The 17,963-nt window shown below is 43.2% G+C and carries 13 protein-coding genes; 11 read left to right on the top strand and 2 right to left on the bottom strand.

Going from position 1 to position 17,963, the window contains the following annotated elements; all coding sequences use genetic code 11:
- Positions 1-118 precede the first annotated feature (118 nt).
- The 9 genes from IGI69_RS13855 to IGI69_RS13815 all read left to right on the top strand — a co-directional run bounded on the left by IGI69_RS13855 (position 119) and on the right by IGI69_RS13815 (position 11,233).
- Complete coding sequence (locus IGI69_RS13855; protein ID WP_270266848.1) at positions 119-1,360, top strand: extracellular solute-binding protein; 1,242 nt, start codon at positions 119-121, stop codon at positions 1,358-1,360.
- Positions 1,361-1,518: 158 nt separating this feature from the next.
- The gene (locus IGI69_RS13850; protein ID WP_016609464.1) at positions 1,519-2,394 is read left to right on the top strand and encodes a carbohydrate ABC transporter permease; all 876 of its coding nucleotides are present in this window, start codon (positions 1,519-1,521) and stop codon (positions 2,392-2,394) included.
- Between the two features lie 11 nt (positions 2,395-2,405).
- Complete coding sequence (locus IGI69_RS13845; RefSeq protein ID WP_142965549.1) at positions 2,406-3,239, top strand: carbohydrate ABC transporter permease; 834 nt, start codon at positions 2,406-2,408, stop codon at positions 3,237-3,239.
- A gap of 18 nt (positions 3,240-3,257) precedes the next feature.
- A complete protein-coding gene (locus tag IGI69_RS13840) occupies positions 3,258-5,051 on the top strand; it encodes a glycoside hydrolase family 2 protein (RefSeq protein ID WP_270266849.1) in 1,794 nt (597 codons plus the stop codon).
- 30 nt (positions 5,052-5,081) lie between these two features.
- On the top strand, positions 5,082-6,488 hold the full coding sequence (locus tag IGI69_RS13835; RefSeq protein ID WP_270266850.1) for a glycoside hydrolase family 43 protein: 1,407 nt from the start codon (positions 5,082-5,084) through the stop codon (positions 6,486-6,488).
- Positions 6,489-6,693: 205 nt separating this feature from the next.
- Positions 6,694-7,620: an alpha/beta fold hydrolase gene (locus IGI69_RS13830; RefSeq protein WP_270266851.1), complete on the top strand. Its 927-nt coding sequence runs from the start codon at positions 6,694-6,696 to the stop codon at positions 7,618-7,620.
- Between the two features lie 125 nt (positions 7,621-7,745).
- Complete coding sequence (serC, locus tag IGI69_RS13825; RefSeq protein WP_270266852.1) at positions 7,746-8,825, top strand: 3-phosphoserine/phosphohydroxythreonine transaminase; 1,080 nt, start codon at positions 7,746-7,748, stop codon at positions 8,823-8,825.
- A complete protein-coding gene (locus IGI69_RS13820) occupies positions 8,826-10,010 on the top strand; it encodes a phosphoglycerate dehydrogenase (RefSeq protein ID WP_016609459.1) in 1,185 nt (394 codons plus the stop codon).
- Positions 10,010-11,233, top strand: coding sequence for a DUF1015 domain-containing protein (locus IGI69_RS13815; RefSeq protein WP_194193422.1), 1,224 nt, complete (start codon positions 10,010-10,012; stop codon positions 11,231-11,233). Before IGI69_RS13820 ends, IGI69_RS13815 begins: the two co-directional genes overlap by 1 nt.
- Before the next feature lie 42 nt (positions 11,234-11,275).
- Here IGI69_RS13815 and IGI69_RS13810 read toward each other — a convergent pair whose 3' ends face one another.
- Together IGI69_RS13810 and IGI69_RS13805 are read right to left on the bottom strand one after the other, a co-directional pair.
- Positions 11,276-12,625 carry an Nramp family divalent metal transporter gene (locus IGI69_RS13810; protein WP_005231816.1) on the bottom strand — a complete coding sequence of 450 codons (1,350 nt, stop codon included), beginning with the start codon at positions 12,623-12,625 and terminating at the stop codon, positions 11,276-11,278.
- 156 nt (positions 12,626-12,781) lie between these two features.
- Positions 12,782-15,124 (bottom strand): ABC transporter ATP-binding protein/permease, encoded by a 2,343-nt coding sequence (locus tag IGI69_RS13805; RefSeq protein WP_270266855.1) that lies wholly within the window; start codon positions 15,122-15,124, stop codon positions 12,782-12,784.
- 138 nt (positions 15,125-15,262) lie between these two features.
- Between IGI69_RS13805 and IGI69_RS13800 the strand changes: the two genes are divergently transcribed.
- On the top strand, positions 15,263-15,748 hold the full coding sequence (locus IGI69_RS13800) for a MarR family winged helix-turn-helix transcriptional regulator (RefSeq protein WP_010749984.1): 486 nt from the start codon (positions 15,263-15,265) through the stop codon (positions 15,746-15,748).
- Positions 15,749-15,908: 160 nt separating this feature from the next.
- Positions 15,909-17,696, top strand: a complete 1,788-nt coding sequence (locus IGI69_RS13795; RefSeq protein ID WP_005228237.1) for a glycoside hydrolase family 13 protein — start codon at positions 15,909-15,911, stop codon at positions 17,694-17,696.
- Positions 17,697-17,963 lie beyond the last annotated feature (267 nt).

The raw sequence follows: 17,963 nt of genomic DNA, 5'->3' as shown, positions 1-17,963 counted from the left end.
GCTTTATATTTATAGTAACTTTACGGTGTAAACATTATTTGACGATAGTCTAACGATTATGTTTATTGATAATTGGATGTCATTTTACTTTTTAGTTAAATTAAAAGGAGTGTAAAAAATGAAAGTAAGTAAATCTATTGTTTTAGTAGGGACAAGCTTATTATGTACAGTGTTGTTAGCTGCTTGTGGCGGGAGTGGTAGCTCAAGTAATAATTCAGAAATTTTGCTTTGGTCTTCGACAACAGGACCGGACGGTGAAAAAATCAAAAAAACGATTGATCAATACAACGAAACAGACCCAGACTTTAAAGTGAAGCTAGTAAGCATGCAAGGTGACACCTTTACTTCAAAGTTGACGACTGCGGGGAAATCGGGGAAAGGTGTCCCTGATTTGGCTTTGATCGCCTCAGAAGCTTTGCCTACGTACAAACACCAAGACATGCTTGAAACTTGGGATGACATGATCGATGGGACAGAATTGGCACGGGAAAACTACGTAGAAGCTGCTTGGGACACTGGTGTAGTGGATGATAGTCAATATGGGATTCCGGCAACCATGGGTTCGTGGGTGATGTATTACAACCAAGATTTGGTGGATAAATATGTTCCAGGAGCGTTGGATGATGGCGTAGTGACGTATGAAGAAATCAGACAAGCTGGGGAAAAAGCAAAAGCAGATGGTATCTATAGTTTTGGTTATACATGGGGCATGCAGAATTATTCGAATCTCTACCAACAAATGGGTGGGGAATGGCAAGATGCACAAGGAAACATCAATATCGATAATGAGTTTTCTTACAATGCCGTTCAAGAGTTTAAGGATCTATACGATGCCGGCTACATGGTCCCAGATGGTGAAGATGCAAATAAACTTTTTGCAAACCAGCAGCTGATTTTTCTTCCAGAAGGAACATGGATGCTAAGTAATATGGAAGAAATCAGTGACTTCACTTGGGGTCAAACATTTACTCCTCAATGGGATGCGGAACATATCATTCAGGGTTCAGGCGTCGATCAGTTTGCGATGTTCAAAACGAACGAGGAACGTTCCGATGAAAAGAAAAGTGGCATGGTCGACTTTCTGACTTGGTTACAAGCAAACCAATTAGAGTGGGTCAAATCAGGTGCAAATCCTACTTCCTTAGCAATGCTAAACAATGAAGAATATGTTGAGATGCCACAATCCTTCTTATTGAAGACAGAAAAAGGACAAGCGGCAATTTCTGTTAACGCAGTTGATGGCTTATCGTATATTTTTGGAGAATATGATAATCGTTCATGGGACATGATCACAGGAAAAGCAGATATTCAAACGACTTTTGGTGAGATCCAAAAAGTTGTAGAAGAAAAGATGAAATAATCTTCTCACGTGGAGGCTGTGGCAGAAGGAAAAGCGACCATAAAAGAATTCAGTCCATTTTTTGATAGGGTAGGAATTCTGATGGGGAGGCTTAAAGGGCTGTCACAGTCGTTTCTTGTTGAGAGCTGCACTAGAAATACAAGGAAGGATGGGTATTGATGAAAAAAAGGTTAAATGGCTGGCCAATCGTTTTTATTGGTCCGCATATGCTCCTTTTTCTTTTATTCTTTTTAGTTCCTGCAGTGATTGGGATCTATGTTTCTTTTACTGAATGGGATCTGTTCAGTACACCGATTTTTGTCGGGTTTGATAATTTTAAAACGATTTTGTTTGATCAAGACTCGTTGTATCATACGCAATTTTTTAATGGAATGAAAAATACGCTGTTTTTTGCGGCAATCTCCGTTCCGTTATGTATTGTAATTCCCTTGTTGCTAGCGGTTGCATTATCTGCTAAACCAAAAATGATGCGTTTTTTTCAATCGATTCTCTACCTGCCAACATTATTTGCAATCTCTGCCGTCATGATTATTTGGGGGTTCCTTTTGAGCAAATCTTTTGGACCGATCAAAGAAGTATTCGGTATCGACATCAATTTTGTAGGCACGCAACCATGGGCATGGATCGCTATTTTGATCGTGACGATTTGGTGGACATTAGGTGGGAATCTAATTATTTATGTTGCTGCATTAAATGGCGTCTCCAAAGAGCAGTTAGAAGCAGCAGAATTAGATGGTGCGAATAGTATCACGAAATTTTTCCGTATTTCTTTGCCGAGTATTCGCAACCAGCTTGTTTTTACCACGGTCATGACGACCATCGCTCAGTTTAATATTTATGGTCAGCCACTAATGCTGACGGGAGGCGGACCCAACAATTCTACTCGCGTGTTGATGATGTACATCCAAGAAAATGCCTTTGGTAGTAGTACCTCGGTTGCAGGAATTTCTTCAGCGATGGCCATTCTACTAGGTTTTGTAATCATGGCAGTTTCGATTGTGCAATTTATGGTCATCAAAAAAATGGAAAGATAGGAGGGATGAAGATGCGAGAAAACAAACTAGGGAAAAGAATTGCCTTTATTTTGCTAGCGATCGTCTGTGTGATTTGGATCTTTCCTTTAATATGGGCAATTTTTACCTCGTTTAAATCGGAGGCAGAGATTCAAAAGGTTGGGTTCAGTTTGATTCCGCAAGATTGGACGCTGGCTAACTTTTTGGGCTTGTTACATGGCAATGATTCTTCTCCTGTGTTCCGCTGGTTTGTGAATTCAATGATTATTTCAACTTCACATACGCTGTTAGTTATGGTGATCGTCTCGTTTGCGGCTTATGGCTATACACGACTCACCTTTAAGGGGAGAGATTTGATTTTTGCCTTATTGTTAGGAACGATGATGTTTCCCGGGGTGGTCAATTTGATCCCGAATTTTAAAATCGTTGATACGTTAGGTTGGACCAATACATTTCTGGCAGTCATCGTTCCTGGAGCAGCAGGTGTTTATAACATTTTCCTTGTTCGGCAGTTCATTTTAGGGATTCCTAAAGAATTGGATGAATCGGCTGTGATCGATGGGGCCAACGAGTTTCAAATCTTTTATCATATCATTTTACCGTTGATCAAACCTGTATTGACGGTGGTTGCGTTATTTAGTTTTACTGGCTCATGGAATGACTTCTTGTGGCCATCGATCGTGATAAACGATATTGATAAATTACCGATTACACCGGGGCTGCAATTGCTACAAGGGCAATACATGACCTATCCGGGAATTGGAACTGCTGGAGCAATCTTAGCCTTGATCCCTACCTTTTTATTGTATTTGGTGGCGCAAAAAAGCTTTATGGCGTCAATGTCGTTGCAAAGTGGCATAAAATAATTTGTTTTTGGAGGAAATATGAGTAGAGAAGAATACCCGAGACCGCAATTTGAGAGAGAGAATTGGTTAAGCTTAAATGGTGAATGGCAATTTGCCTTTGATGACCAAAATCTTGGTTTAAAAGAAAAGTGGTACACAAACGAAGCAAACTATCCGTACAAGATCAATGTTCCCTTTGTCTATCAAAGTGCATTGAGCGGCATTGATCATCGAGAAGTGCACGACGTTGTATGGTATTATCGGACCTTCGATGTGCAAGTCCCTGAAAAAAGTCGTGTCCTTTTGCATTTTGGGGCGGTGGACTATGAAGCAGATGTGTTTGTCAATGGAAATCATGTGAAAAATCATTGCGGAGGGCATACCTCGTTTGCTATAGACATCACGGATGCTCTAGTGTCTGGACAAGAGCAAATACTAAGTGTGCGAGCATTTGACCCGCATTTTGATGAAAGCATTCCACGGGGGAAACAATTTTGGGAAGAAGAATCAGCAGGAATCTGGTACACAAACTCAACAGGGATCTGGCAGCCAGTCTGGCTTGAAGTAGTTGCTGAAACCCATCTGCAACAGGTGAAATTTACGAGTGATTTTGATGCTGGCGCCGTGAAGATCGATGTAGAACTGAACCAGTTACAGCCGCAAGTAGTCTTAGAATATCAAATCTATTTTAAAGATGCTATAGTTACCAGCGGAAAGGCAGACTTTATCACTTCTAAGTTGAGTTTTGCAGTTGATATTTTCCAGCAAGAAATTTTTCGGACGAATTTTCACCACGAAGGCTGGTCTTGGACACCTGAAAAGCCGCAATTATTTGATGTTGTATTGACGCTTAGAGAAGCAGGGAATGCCATCGATCAGCTAAAAAGTTATTTTGGTATGCGTAAAATACATACAGAAAACGGTATGATTTACTTAAATAACAAGCCTTACTACCAGAAGTTGGTTCTCGATCAAGGCTATTGGCCGAGCGGCTTGTTAACTGCACCAACAGATGAGGACTTTAAACAAGACATCTTATTGGCCAAAGAAATGGGATTTAATGGTTGCCGAAAACACCAAAAAACAGAAGACCCACGCTTTTTATACTGGGCAGATAAATTAGGATTTCTTGTTTGGGGAGAGTGTGCGGCGCCGGCAATCTATACCGATCGTTCTGTGATGCGTTTGATGCAAGAGTGGGCAGAGATCATCACTCGGGACTATAGTCACCCTTCGATCGTTACTTGGGTACCAATCAATGAGAGCTGGGGTGTGCCAAAAATATCATTTGATCGTCAGCAACAGCATTTTTCTCAAGCAATGTATCACTTTATCCATTCGCTAGACCAGCAACGGTTGGTTATTTCAAATGATGGTTGGGCGATGACGGAGACAGATATTTGTGCGATTCATAATTATGCGCATGGGCAAGAATCTGAACGGCAAAAATATCTATACTTCAAAGACAGTCTCAGCACGAGAGAAAAATTGGTGAATCGAGTATCGACCCCATGGCCGATTTTCGCTGGAGGATTTTCTTATCAGGATCAGCCTATTTTATTGACCGAGTTTGGCGGTATTGGCTTCGATGTTTCGGGGCAACCCGGTTGGGGCTATACCTCAGTGGAAAACCAACAAGATTTCTTGAAGGATTATCAGCGAATCATGACAGCTGTTTATGATTCTGTCGGGCTCTGGGGCTATTGCTACACTCAGTTGACAGATGTTGAACAAGAAATCAATGGATTACTGACCTATGACCGCCAACCAAAAGTTGATTTGGCAGCGATTAAAGAGATCAATGAGCAGTTTCATCCACCACAGATAGAATAAAATGATTGGTAAGGAAAGGGGCGATGTCCGATGGGGAAATCAGCAGCTTGGCTCAGTGGAGTAAGTATCTTGATTGCTGCGCTTATGATAACCGGTTGTAGCACTGGAACTGATCCAGGGGAAGAAGTGTCCGATTTTACTTCAATTATCGATAATGATGGGGCAGATCCTTGGATCTTGCAAACGGAAGCGTTCTTTTATTATACCAAAACGACTGGGAATAATTTAACGCTCTGGCGTGCTGAAAACCTCTCTCACGTTGCTGCTGGTGAAAAAAAGGTCGTCTGGGAAATGCCAGCAGAATTTGAAAGTATCTGGGCACCCGAGCTTCATTACTTAGATGATCGCTGGGTGATGTATTTCGCGGCTAATCGTCCTTCAGAAACGCATCGTATGTACGCATTGGTCAATCATCAAAAAGATCCTTACATGGGTGAGTGGCAATTGGAAGAGATCAAAGGGATGGATGATAAATTTGCGATTGATGGAACAGTCTTAGAGATCAATGACAAACGCTATTTCCTTTGGTCGGGCTGGGAAGGGTATGAAAATGTTGCGCAAAATCTTTATTTAGCAGAAATGGCCTCTCCTACGGAAGTGATTGGGGAGAAACGGCTTATCTCAGAACCAGAATATGAATGGGAAATGCGGCAAACACCATTGATCAATGAAGCCCCTCAAGTGATTATCAAAGACGAAACAGTCAATTTGGTATACTCTGCCAGTGGAAGCTGGGACAATGATTACGCTCTTGGTCTTATGACCCTAGATATAGCTGATGATCCGCTAGAAAGAGCGAATTGGCAAAAGGAACCAGAGCCGATTTTCCAACAGACAAACACTGTCTATGGACCTGGTCATAATGGATTTGCCAAATCAAAAGATGGTTCTGAAGACTGGTTGATTTATCACGCTGCTCGGTGGGATCATTCGGGCTGGGACCGTTCGATCCGCTTGCAAAAGTTTGTTTGGGATCAAGAGGATAAAGTCCTACTGGAAGCTCCTTTGGATGAGTGGCATGTTCAAGCGTTGCCAAAAGCTGAGCCGAATCGACTGCGATTAACTGCTAGCCGTGCTTTGTTGGAAGGTGATTTAGCGCTTGTCGAAGATGAGGCAGCACTCTCTAAGAAAGTCGTCCAAGGCTTTGAATCAACGACTGACAAAATTATCTTTACCCCGCAGATTGAAGAATCAGATGAATTTCTGGTGATTGCCTATGTCAAAACCACTGATTATCTCTCCTTAAATGACCCAATTCAGGTCAAGATTGAAACGAAACAAGCAAGTCACGTGGTGGATGTCTATCCTTCCGAATATTATCAACCGCTACAAGTCCGCATGAAGTTACCGAAAGGATCGCAGGAAATCACTCTTTCGTCTGAGATTGGGGTTGATACGCTAAGTATTGATCGTTTAGAAATCGTCAAATTCCAATAAAGAATAATGAGGAATTTTTTTAAATCCAAGCCATGGGTGATGATCGTTTGACTCCTGCTACTTTGTCTTTAGACAATGTGGCAGGATTTTTTTATCCTTGAAAATTCCCGACTCCTACCGCCATAGCCTAAAATTCCATGTATAATAAAGAAAACGACCGTTTTATTTGGCGAAGGGAAAAGAAAAAGCAAAAGAGGTGCGAACTATGAGGATGAATCAAGAAAAGCTGACTTCATCAAATGGGAAGGATCAGCTTTTTGTCAAAACGTGGCTGCCAGAAGAACAGCCGAAAGCAGTCGTGCAAATCGTTCACGGAATGATCGAACACATTGAACGTTACCACGAGTTTGCGGAATGTTTGACTACGCAAGGCTATGCGGTGATCGGTCATGATCACTTAGGGCATGGGCAATCCGTGAAGGAAACACAGGCCTATGGGCATTTTGGTGAAAAAGAGGGCGCCAACTATTTAGTGGCAGATGTGGGAGTGGTCCATCAGTACGCAGCTGCTTGCTACCCAGACCGACCATACTTTATCTTAGGGCACAGTATGGGGTCGCTGGTGTTGCGGAATTATTTGTTTAGTCAGCCACATCCATTGTCAGGAGCGATCATCATGGGCACCACGATGGAAAAAGCCGTGCTGATGCAAGGAGGCAAACTCGTTACGAACTTGTTGCGCCCGTTTGCCGCTCAGCAATGGCCTTATCACGTAATGGAACAGCTGGTTTTTGGCCAGCACAACCGGCGTTTTCGTCCCAATCGGACCGCTAAGGATTGGTTGACCAGTGATCCGCAACAAGTTGATCGCTACTTGAAGGACCCTTACACCCAATTTCATTTTTCTTTAGCGGCTTACAAGGATCTCTTTACATTGACGCAAGTTGCCAGTGATCCGGACCAATTGCGCAGGATTGATCCAGAATTGCCGCTGCTCTTGATTTCAGGTGCAGATGATCCTGTGGGGCACTATGGCAAAAGCGTCCGCCAATTGGCTCAGCAACTGAAGCAAAATGCTGACGTGACGATGTATTTGCTCGAACATGGCCGTCATGAGATTTTGAATGAGCGCAACCGCGAGATCGTTTACAATGAAATTTCTCGCTGGCTATTTGAAAAAATGCCGAAATGACGAACGTTAAGAAATTGGTAGTCTTTTCTGAAAATTCAAAATTATTTTCTCTTTTAAGGCTTTTTTCATTTTCGGCTATCTGTTATAATGATTTTCACATCTAACATAAAGGAGAGATTTTTTGTATGACAGTTTATAACTTTTCAGCTGGTCCTGCCGTATTGCCCCGTCCCGTATTGGAGAAAGCACAATCCGAACTTTTGAATTACCGCGGAAGTGGGATGTCCGTTATGGAGCTGAGTCATCGGTCCTCCTTGTTTGAAGCAATCATTAAAGATGCAGAAGCACTTTTACGAAAATTAATGGGAATTCCTGAAAACTATCAGGTACTGTTTTTACAAGGCGGCGCGAGTCTCCAATTCAGTATGATCCCTTTGAATCTTGCACAAAACAAAAAAGCCTTATACGTAAATACCGGTTCTTGGTCGAAGAAAGCTATTGAAGCAGCAAAAGCGTTTGGAAACGTGACGGTGGAAGTCATTGCCTCTAGTGAGGATCAAAACTTTACTTATATTCCAGAAATTTCAGAAGATGCGATCGATCAAGAAGCGGCTTATTTGCATATCACCACGAACAATACCATTGAAGGGACGGCCTTTCAAACGATTCCGCAGGCTGGCAATGTGCCGATCGTAGCAGACATGTCCTCAAATATTTTAGCCAATGACTATCGCGTAGAAGACTTCGGTGTGATTTATGCTGGGGCCCAAAAGAATATTGGTCCTGCAGGGTTGACGGTAGTGATCATCCGAGAAGATTTACTCAATGATGATGCTGTTTTCGCTCCAATGCTGGATTATCGTCTACAGGCTAAAAATGACTCATTGTACAATACACCACCAACGTATGCTATCTATATTGCTAAATTGGTGTTTGAATGGTTGGAAGAATTAGGCGGCATTCCTGCAATTTTAGAACAAGACCGCCAAAAAGCGGCGCTTTTATACGAAACGATCGAAGCCTCTGCTCTTTACAGTAGTCCTGTGGCTGTTGATAGCCGCTCACTAACGAATATTCCTTTTGTGACAGGGGATAAAGCATTAGATCAGCGCTTCAATGAAGAAGCTGTCAAAGCTGGCTTTGAGAACTTGAAAGGGCATCGTTCCGTTGGAGGAATGCGAGCAAGCTTGTACAATGCCTTTCCATTAGCTGGCGTCCAAGCGTTAGTCGACTTTATGAAATCATTTGAAGCGGAGGTCAAATAAATGTTCCAAATTAAAACATTCAATGCGATCGCACCAGAAGGATTACAGCGTTTAGAAAAAGAAAAGTATGCCATCAACGAAAGCGACCAACCGCAAGGGATTTTGCTGCGCAGCCAGAAATTGCACGATTACGCTTTTCCTGAAAGTGTCTTAGGTATTGCCCGTGCAGGGGCTGGGACCAACAACATTCCCGTCAAAGCATGTACTGAAAAAGGGATCGTCGTCTTTAATACGCCAGGCGCCAATGCCAATGCGGTCAAAGAATTAGTGATCGCTAGTCTGCTCTTAAGTGTCCGTCCGATTTTACGAGGTGCCCAATGGGTCCAAACCTTGAGCGGTGATAATGTGGAAGAACAAGCAGAAGCGCAAAAAAGTCAATTTGCTGGAACAGAGTTAGAAGGCAAAAAGTTAGGAATCATCGGCCTTGGTTCTATTGGAGCGATGGTCGCTAACGATGCTTATCGTCTAGGGATGGAAGTAGTCGGTTATGATCCTTACGTGTCAGTGGATACTGCTTGGACGATCTCTCGTCGGGTCAAGCGTGCCAATGATATTGCGGAAGTCTTTTCAACCTGTGATTTTATCACGGTTCATGTGCCGCTAATGGAAAACACGCATCATCTCGTCGGGGAAGCCGAACTTGCGAAAATGAAACCAACAACGAAGCTATTCAACTTTTCTCGTAAAGAAATCGTCGATACAGATGCGGTTTTACGTGCATTAAAAGCTGACCGTTTAGCGGGCTATACGACTGATTTTGCGGATGAACAATTGCTGCACAATGAAAAAGTCCTCGTCTTGCCGCATTTAGGTGCATCAACAGAAGAAGCCGAAGTCAACTGTGCCAAGATGGCAGCCCGAACATTGAAAAAATTCTTGGAATTTGGAACCATCAAGCGCTCAGTGAATTTTCCAACTGTTGAGATGGCTTTTCATTCGCCTTATCGTCTGACGATCATCAATCGCAATGTACCGAATATGTTAGGTCAGATTTCATCGATCATTGCGGAATCTGGAATCAATATCGACAATATGCTGAATCGTGGACGGGAAGACTTTGCTTACACCCTAGCCGATGTCGCTTCTGAAGATGAAGCCTTGTTGAATCAATTAGCCGATAAACTGCGGGAGAACGAAAATATCGTTCGTGTACGGGTCATCAAGAATCAGGAGGTTGGGTATTAATGGTTCAAGTATTTCCGTTTAAAGCCATTCGTCCAGAAGCCTCATTGGCAGAAAAAGTGGCCGAGCTACCGTATGACGTGGTCAATTCACAAGAAGCCGCAGCGTTTGCGCAAGGCAATCCTTACAGCTATTTCCACATCGACCGTTCGGAGATCGACTTGCCAGGAATCGATCCTTATGATCCACAGGTGTATCAAAAAGCGGCGGAAAATCTTGCATCTTTTCAAGAAGCAGGCTGGTTGATTCAAGAAACGGCGCCCGCATATTATTTGTATGAATTGACGATGGCTGGTAGAAGCCAAACTGGGCTTGTCGCCTGTACCTCGATCGATGATTACGTCGCTGGGAAAATCAAGAAACACGAGTTTACCCGTCCAGAAAAAGAAATCGATCGGATCAATCATATTCTGGCATGTGATGCCAATACAAGTCCGATTTTCTTGAGCTATCGCCAACCAGCAGCAGTCAAAGAAGCGATCGATGCGTGGCAAGCAGAGCATGCACCAATCTATGATTTTGTCAGCTATCATGAGGTGCAACATCGTGTTTGGCTGATCGATGATCCAGCGCTAGTCGCCTCTTTTGCCCAGCAGTTTCAAGCTGTAGATGCCCTTTATATTGCGGATGGGCATCACCGCACAGAGTCAGCAGTCAAAGTCGGCTTGCAAAAGCGAGCCGATGGCCAAAGCAGTCAAGAAAGCGACCGCTTTTTAGCGATTTTATTCCCAGAAAATGAATTGGCGATTTGGGAATACAATCGGGTTTTGCGGGTACCAGTGCCAGAAACCTTTTTTGAGCAGGCAGCCCAACATTTTACGATTCGAGAAACTACAAGGAAGAAACCAGCGCAACGTGGTTCGATTCATCTGTACCTAAACCATGCGTGGTGGGAGTTGACCATCAAACCGGAAGCTGTGCCGCAAGATGCGGTAGGACAGCTGGATGTGTCGCTTTTACAACAATACGTGCTGGCTGATATTTTCGCGATCCAAGATGTGCGGACAGACAAACGCATTGATTTTGTCGGCGGAATTCGTGGTCCAGAAGAACTGGAACGTTTGGTAGATAGAGGAGAATGGACATTGGCCTTTTCCATGTATCCAACGCAAATGGCCGATCTTTTGGCAGTAGCTGATGCGGGAGAAATTATGCCGCCAAAATCAACTTGGTTTGAACCAAAACTGTTGAGCGGTCTGTTTTTACATGATTTAGAAACGAATTAACCAAAAAAAGCTTACGAGGCTAGCTCGTAAGCTTTTTTTCTATTAGAAGTTGCCGAGTGTTTCGATGATCAAGCGGACATTCAAGACCGTCAGTGCAATGGCACAGATCCAGCCTAAGGTAGAGACCCATAGCGGATTCTTGAAGCGTTCCCCCATGATTTTTTTTGAGCTGGTAAAAAGAACCAACGGAATCATCGAAACGGGTAAGGCGATGCTTAAAAAGACTTGCGAATAAATCAGCAGATCGTCCAAGGCTTGTTCGTTGCCGCCAAAGTAAATCGTACAAAGCAAGACGGGGATCACCGATAAGCCACGGGTGATCAGACGTCGCGCCCAAGTAGGGATCTTCATATGGATAAATCCTTCCATCACGACTTGCCCCGTCAGTGTCCCAGTGATCGTTGAATTTTGACCAGATGCCAAGAGCGCCACGGCAAACAGAACGCTCAAGACTGGACTGGCGACAGCACCAGCAATGGAGGAATCTTGCAAAGCATCAAACAGCGCGGAGAAGGTGCCGACTTCTTCACTATGACCAAAGAACAAGGCGCTTCCTAAGATCAAAAGCAGGCAATTGACCAAAAACGCAGCGGATAATTGGATATTGGAATCCCAAGTAGCGAACCGCACGGCCGTTGCCACTTCTTGGGTATCGCTGCGATCGATTTTTCGTGATTGGGAGATCGAAGAATGCAGATAGAGATTATGCGGCATCACAGTCGCACCAACGATCCCCAACGCCATTGTCAGCTGTCCATGGTTCAAGACTTGCTTTTGGGGAATAAAGCCTTGCAAGACAGCAGGCAAATTTGGTTGAGCAATAATGACTTCGTAACAAAAGACCAGCATAATGACCAAAATCAGTGTCATGACGATCGCTTCGATTTTTCGGAAACCCAATTTCATTAAAAAGAGCAGAAGCAGTACATCGAAAATCGTTAAGATGACTCCAACTAATAAAGGTAAGCCGAATAGTAGATTGAGAGCGATCGCTCCTCCGATCACTTCCGCGATATCCGTTGCCATGATAGCCAATTCGGTGACGATCCACAAAACAAAGCCTAAGCCTTTGCTGGTGTGTTTACGAGTTGCTTGCGCAAGGTCCATCTGGGTCACGATCCCTAGCTTGGCTGCCATGTATTGCAGCAGCATAGCGATCAAACTGGAAATCAAGATCACAGAAAGTAAGAGATAGCCATATTCAGCACCGCCACCGATCGAGGTGATCCAGTTTCCTGGGTCCATATAGCCCACGGCTACCAATGCCCCAGGACCAGAAAACGCTAAGAGATTGCGCCAAAAGCTGCCGTTTTTTGGAATGGCAACTGTATTATTTATTTCTTCCAAGCTAGGACCGTTGGCCGCTTGGATCAATTTTTTTTCATCATTCATCGTTTCACGCCCTATCTTTTTAGGTATGCCTAAAAACAAATCTATTGTATTCCTCATTTATGGATTTTTCAAGAGAAACCTTTTGGAAGTCAGAAGGAAGGACAAAAAAACAGCAGCCAAAGGAATGGCTGCTGTCTGCTGGATTTTCTTATAAAATTAGTCGGCGCGTAAAGCGATCGCTGCATCTTTTTTCGCTGCCATTCGAGCTGGTATGTGGCCGCCGATCATCGTTAGGACGGTGCTGACAGCAATCAAGATCAGGCCGTGGACCGGATTTAATTGAGCAACATTTTCGAGATCAGTCATACTATATAAGATCGCGTTGATCGGGAATGTGGCTAACCAAGCAATCAGGACACCTAAAGCTCCTGAAGCGATCCCTAAAATACAGGTTTCGGCATCAAAGACGCGGGTGATGTCTTTTTTACGAGCACCTAATGCTTTTAAGACCCCAATTTCTTTCGTACGTTCTAGCACAGAGGTGTAGGTGATGATACCGATCATGATCATGCTAGTTACCAAGGAGATTCCTGCAAAAGCGATCAAGACGTAGGTGATGGCATCCATCAAGCCACCAGTCAATTGAGTCATCGTACCCGCTAAATCGGAATAAACGATTTGGTCTTCTTTGTCTTTGCCTTTGTTGAAGTCATCCAAGTAATCAAGGATTTTTTCTTTGGCACTGAAATCATTCGGATAGATCATAATGCTGTTTGGTAAATCACTGCCGCCAAGATAAGCGATCAATGAATCTTTGGCACTTTCGTCAACGGGTTCATTCGTCATCACGTTGGTGTCGCTGTCTTTTTGGGCTTGGACGATCGCTGAGTCTTGGTTTTCTTTGATGACTTCTTGCGCGAGGGCATCACTGTAGGCAATGCCAGTTGACAGCAAGTTCATCGTAGAGTTTTGCTTGATACGTAAGATTCCGCTGATCGTTAGTTCTTTGTTGCTGCTATTATCGAAAACGTCATTTAAATCTTGATTTGGAATGAAGTTTCCAGTTGGTAATTCGGTGTAAAAGGCATCATTAGACGCCAATGTGATTTTTGTTCCCACGATATCGTCGAAGGACACCTTGTCGCCATCTTCAATGTCAAAACCGAGATTGATCAATGCATTGACATTCGTTACGTTGTTTTCATCGACTATCAAAACGACATCTGTGCTAGCACTTGGGTAGCTGCCTTCTAAAAGGTCGTAGTTGTCTTTTAAGAAATTGCCGTTATCCTCTGATAACTGCTCAGGGAAAGTCGAAACCCCAATCCCGGTGGAGGCACTCATGGCAGACATCATGGCATTGGTCTGTTCATTGTCAGGCGATGCATTGGAGAAGCTGACTTGTTCCACAGTATCATCGATCTTACGGAAAAGGTTCAAGGAAGTGGAACGAGTGTAGCCGATATTGTTGCTTAATTCAGGATCAATGTCGTTGATGTAATCGAGAAACTCTTGATCGATTTTGTTGATATGGGTTGCACGATCCGCATCACTTAATTTGGCAGTGACCTCTTTATCTGAAGGGAAATCTTCCGATTTATCCCGCGTCCCCATGGCTGATGGATCTTGTTCAGTGGCCACTTGCGAGATCGTGATCGGAAAACGAGCTAATGTTTCTGACTGGGTATTGTCGATTTGTTTTTGGAATCCCGTTGACAGTGACAAAACAATGGCGATTCCGATGATCCCGATACTAGAAGCAAAGGCTGTCAAGAAGGTGCGCCCTTTTTTGGTGCGGATATTGTTAAACGACAAACGTAAGGCAGTCATGAAACTCATTTTTGTGTGCTTTAATTCGAATTGGTCTTTCTTTTGTCCTTCGACATGAGGGTTCGAATCTTTAATGATTCGTCCGTCTTTGAACTCAATGATCCGTCCAGCGTATTTGTGCGCCAATTCAGGATTATGAGTAACCATGATGACCAATTTTTCTTTTGATAGTTCTTGGATCAGTTCCATGATTTGGACACTGGTCTCTGAATCCAAGGCACCTGTTGGTTCATCACAAAGAAGGATATCAGGATCATTTGCTAAGGCACGAGCGATCGCTACCCGCTGCATTTGACCACCAGAAAGCTGATTTGGTTTTTTGTGCATATGCTCAGCTAAGCCCACACGCGTCAAAGCATCGGTTGCTTTTGCGCATTTTTCTTCTTTTGACACACCGCTCAAGGTCATCCCAAGCTCGACGTTGTCGATGATGCCTAAATGACTGATCAAATTGTAGCTTTGGAAGACAAAGCCGATCGAATTGTTCCGATACGCATCCCAGTCACGATCTTTAAAGGATTTCGTTGATTTGCCGTTGATGATCATATCACCAGAATCGTAATTATCTAAGCCGCCGATCACGTTCAACATGGTTGTTTTCCCAGAGCCGCTTGGCCCTAAAATGGCAACAAACTCTTGTTTACGAAAGGCGACGGAGACACCATCGAGGGCTTTTGTAGTACTGGCGCCAACCGTATAATACTTCTTGATATCTTTTAATTCTAACATGCTGTCACTCTTTTCTTGCCGTTTTCACGATTATTTTCATTATGTAACCACGCTATCATAATGGTTAACAAAAATCAACGATTATCATTGTTTAAACAAATAATTTATACTAAACTAAAGACAGAAAAGAGGGAGAGTATGGAAAAAGCGTTAGGAACATTCAATATGGCGGTATTTGCGGAGATCTTTTCGCTGATGGGAAACATATTGTTTGAAGAAATCGGTCTGGAAGATTTAAAATTGACCAAAATGGAAATCTTGGAACTCGTGGTGATCTCTAGTAATGAAGGAATCACGATGTCCGAGTTGGCCCAGCAAATCGGTACGTCAAAAGTCCAAATCAGTCGTTCGATCTCGGGGTTAGAAAAGGCTGGCTTTGTGGTCCGCAAAACCAACGGCGTCAATCGCCGCAACGTCAATGTTTATTTGGAAGAAGCTGGGAAGCAGTTGTTTGTCCAAAAGAAAAAACAAGTGGAAGACCGCTTGAATGCCAAAACCGCTCAAATGGCTGCAGAAGATATCCAGCAGTTGAGTCAGTCGTTGACGGAGGCAGTGGGGATCTTGCGGAAATATGACATTTTACGGACTGGCAATCAATGTGAGAAAAATACGCCGTTTGATTAAAAAAGGGCGAAGCAATCGTTTGCTTTTTAATTACTGAATTAATTTCATATTAACTTATATTATAGATTTTTTAGATAAAGCAACCGATTGCGTTTTTCTCTTGTTTTGACTTCTGATTTGTGCGACAATGAGTATATCAAACAAGTCAAAGGAGTCTGCTATGAATACTACTGCCATTTATCATCGTCCCGAAAGTGAATTTGCGTATTTGTACGAGAAGGATAAAATGCATATCCGTTTGCGTACCGCCCGTCAAGACGTCCGCCATGTCCAGCTGCTTTGCGGTGATCCTTACACACTGTATAAAGAAGCTTGGTACCAGCAAAGAATTGAAATGAAAAAAATTCTTTCCACGGACTTGCATGATTATTGGCAAGTATCGGTCGGAGCAGAATTCCGCCGTTTGTCTTACGGCTTTTCCATCGAAAGTTACGATGGGTTGCATGTCTTTTATGGAGACCACGGGGTCTATCCTTTTGAGCAGCAATATTTAGAAATGAACAACAATTATTTTCGGATGCCTTACTTCCAAGAAGCCGATCGTTTCAAAATTCCCGAGTGGGCAAAAGAAACCGTTTGGTATCAAATCTTCCCTGAACGCTTTGCAAATGGGGACCCATCAAATGATCCAGAAGGTGTATTGCCATGGGGTTCAAAAAATCCCGATCGCCAAGACTTTTTCGGCGGGGATCTGCAAGGGGTCATCGATCATTTGGATTACCTCGTCGATCTAGGCATCAATGGAATCTACTTCTGTCCGATTTTTGAGGCCTATTCGAATCACAAGTATGATACCATCGATTATTTAGCCATCGATCCAGCGTTTGGGGATAACGACACCTTTAAACGCTTAGTGGAGGAATGCCACAAACGCGGCATCAAAGTCATGCTAGATGCTGTGTTCAATCATATGGGGGATACTTCGCATCAATGGCTAGATGTCATCAAAAACGGCAAAGATTCGCCCTTTGCTGATTGGTTCCACATCAATGAGTTTCCTGTCAACTACAAAGAAGGGGAAAACTTTGAAGATGCTTATGACATCACCTATGATGTGTTTGCCTTTACGCCGCATATGCCAAAACTCAATACAGAAAATCCCGACGTGCAAGATTATTTGTTGAAGATCGCTCGTTATTGGATCGAAGAGTTTGATATCGATGCTTGGCGCTTGGACGTTGCCAATGAAGTCAGTCACCACTTCTGGAAAAAATTCCGCCAAGTGTGTGATGATGCCAAAGATGATTTTTATATCCTTGGGGAAATTTGGCACTCTTCTCAACGGTGGTTACAAGGCGACGAGTTTCATGCAGTAATGAATTACGCCTTTACGGATGCAATCATTGAATATTTTGTCAAAGACGAGATCTCTATGACGAAAATGGTCTCGGAATTAAATAACCAGCTGATGTTGTATCGGGAGCAAACCAATCAAGTACAGTTCAATATCTTGGATTCCCATGATACCCCGCGCTTGTTAACTTTGGCTCGAGGAGACAAAGACTTGATGCGCCAAGTGATGGCCTTTACGTATCTGCAACAAGGTGTTCCTTGCCTGTATTACGGTGATGAGATCGGTTTGACCGGCGATATGGACCCGGATTGCCGTAAATGTATGATTTGGGAAGAAGAAAAGCAAGATCGTGATCTCCTGCATTTCACTCGCTCATTGATCAGCATTCGCAAAGACAATCAGAAAGTCTTATCAGAAGGTTCCTTGAGTTGGAACTGGGTTTCGGAAGAGGATGGACTGATCATTTTCGAACGAGAGTTAGGGGCACAGCGGATCATCGGTATTTTCAATACGGGCGATGACCAAATCACTCTTTCTCGTCCTGATTCGATCCTGATGGAACAGTTTGTCCAACTGGAAGATGAAACGATGATTATTGATAACAAAGGCTTTGCTATCGTGAAAGTAAACAACGAAGAATCGAATGAAGCATAAAAATGAGGCAAGAATTGCATATGCAATTCTTGCCTCATTCAATGTTTTGGGTATTTTTAATTTCCCCATGCACGTTGGAAAGAATCTTCCCCAAAATTCCTTCTGTCGGTATTATATCCTATAACACCTGAATGTGACAAATGATAACCCTTAAATATAGGTAGATTTTTTCTGTAAAGGGGGAAAAGATTGAAAATTTAGACAGTATTGCCTTCTTTTTGCGCTTCTTTCCACGAAAGGTCTTTTCTTTTTTACAAGATATGATAA

The organism is Enterococcus sp. DIV1083b (genome assembly GCF_051713705.1).
In the GTDB taxonomy this organism is placed as follows: Bacteria; Bacillota; Bacilli; order Lactobacillales; family Enterococcaceae; genus Enterococcus_D; species Enterococcus_D casseliflavus.
This window is presented reverse-complemented; position numbering and strand designations above follow the sequence as displayed.

Excerpts from the sequence above, each read along its gene's own strand:
- IGI69_RS13855 (WP_270266848.1), top strand. The coding sequence starts at position 119 with ATGAAAGTAAGTAAATCTATTGTTTTAGTAGGGACAAGCTTATTATGT.
- IGI69_RS13850 (WP_016609464.1), top strand. The coding sequence starts at position 1,519 with ATGAAAAAAAGGTTAAATGGCTGGCCAATCGTTTTTATTGGTCCGCAT.
- IGI69_RS13845 (WP_142965549.1), top strand. The coding sequence starts at position 2,406 with ATGCGAGAAAACAAACTAGGGAAAAGAATTGCCTTTATTTTGCTAGCG.
- IGI69_RS13840 (WP_270266849.1), top strand. The coding sequence starts at position 3,258 with ATGAGTAGAGAAGAATACCCGAGACCGCAATTTGAGAGAGAGAATTGG.
- IGI69_RS13835 (WP_270266850.1), top strand. The coding sequence starts at position 5,082 with ATGGGGAAATCAGCAGCTTGGCTCAGTGGAGTAAGTATCTTGATTGCT.
- IGI69_RS13830 (WP_270266851.1), top strand. The coding sequence starts at position 6,694 with ATGAGGATGAATCAAGAAAAGCTGACTTCATCAAATGGGAAGGATCAG.
- serC (WP_270266852.1), top strand. The coding sequence starts at position 7,746 with ATGACAGTTTATAACTTTTCAGCTGGTCCTGCCGTATTGCCCCGTCCC.
- IGI69_RS13820 (WP_016609459.1), top strand. The coding sequence starts at position 8,826 with ATGTTCCAAATTAAAACATTCAATGCGATCGCACCAGAAGGATTACAG.
- IGI69_RS13815 (WP_194193422.1), top strand. The coding sequence starts at position 10,010 with ATGGTTCAAGTATTTCCGTTTAAAGCCATTCGTCCAGAAGCCTCATTG.
- IGI69_RS13810 (WP_005231816.1), bottom strand. The coding sequence starts at position 12,625 with ATGAATGATGAAAAAAAATTGATCCAAGCGGCCAACGGTCCTAGCTTG.
- IGI69_RS13805 (WP_270266855.1), bottom strand. The coding sequence starts at position 15,124 with ATGTTAGAATTAAAAGATATCAAGAAGTATTATACGGTTGGCGCCAGT.
- IGI69_RS13800 (WP_010749984.1), top strand. The coding sequence starts at position 15,263 with ATGGAAAAAGCGTTAGGAACATTCAATATGGCGGTATTTGCGGAGATC.
- IGI69_RS13795 (WP_005228237.1), top strand. The coding sequence starts at position 15,909 with ATGAATACTACTGCCATTTATCATCGTCCCGAAAGTGAATTTGCGTAT.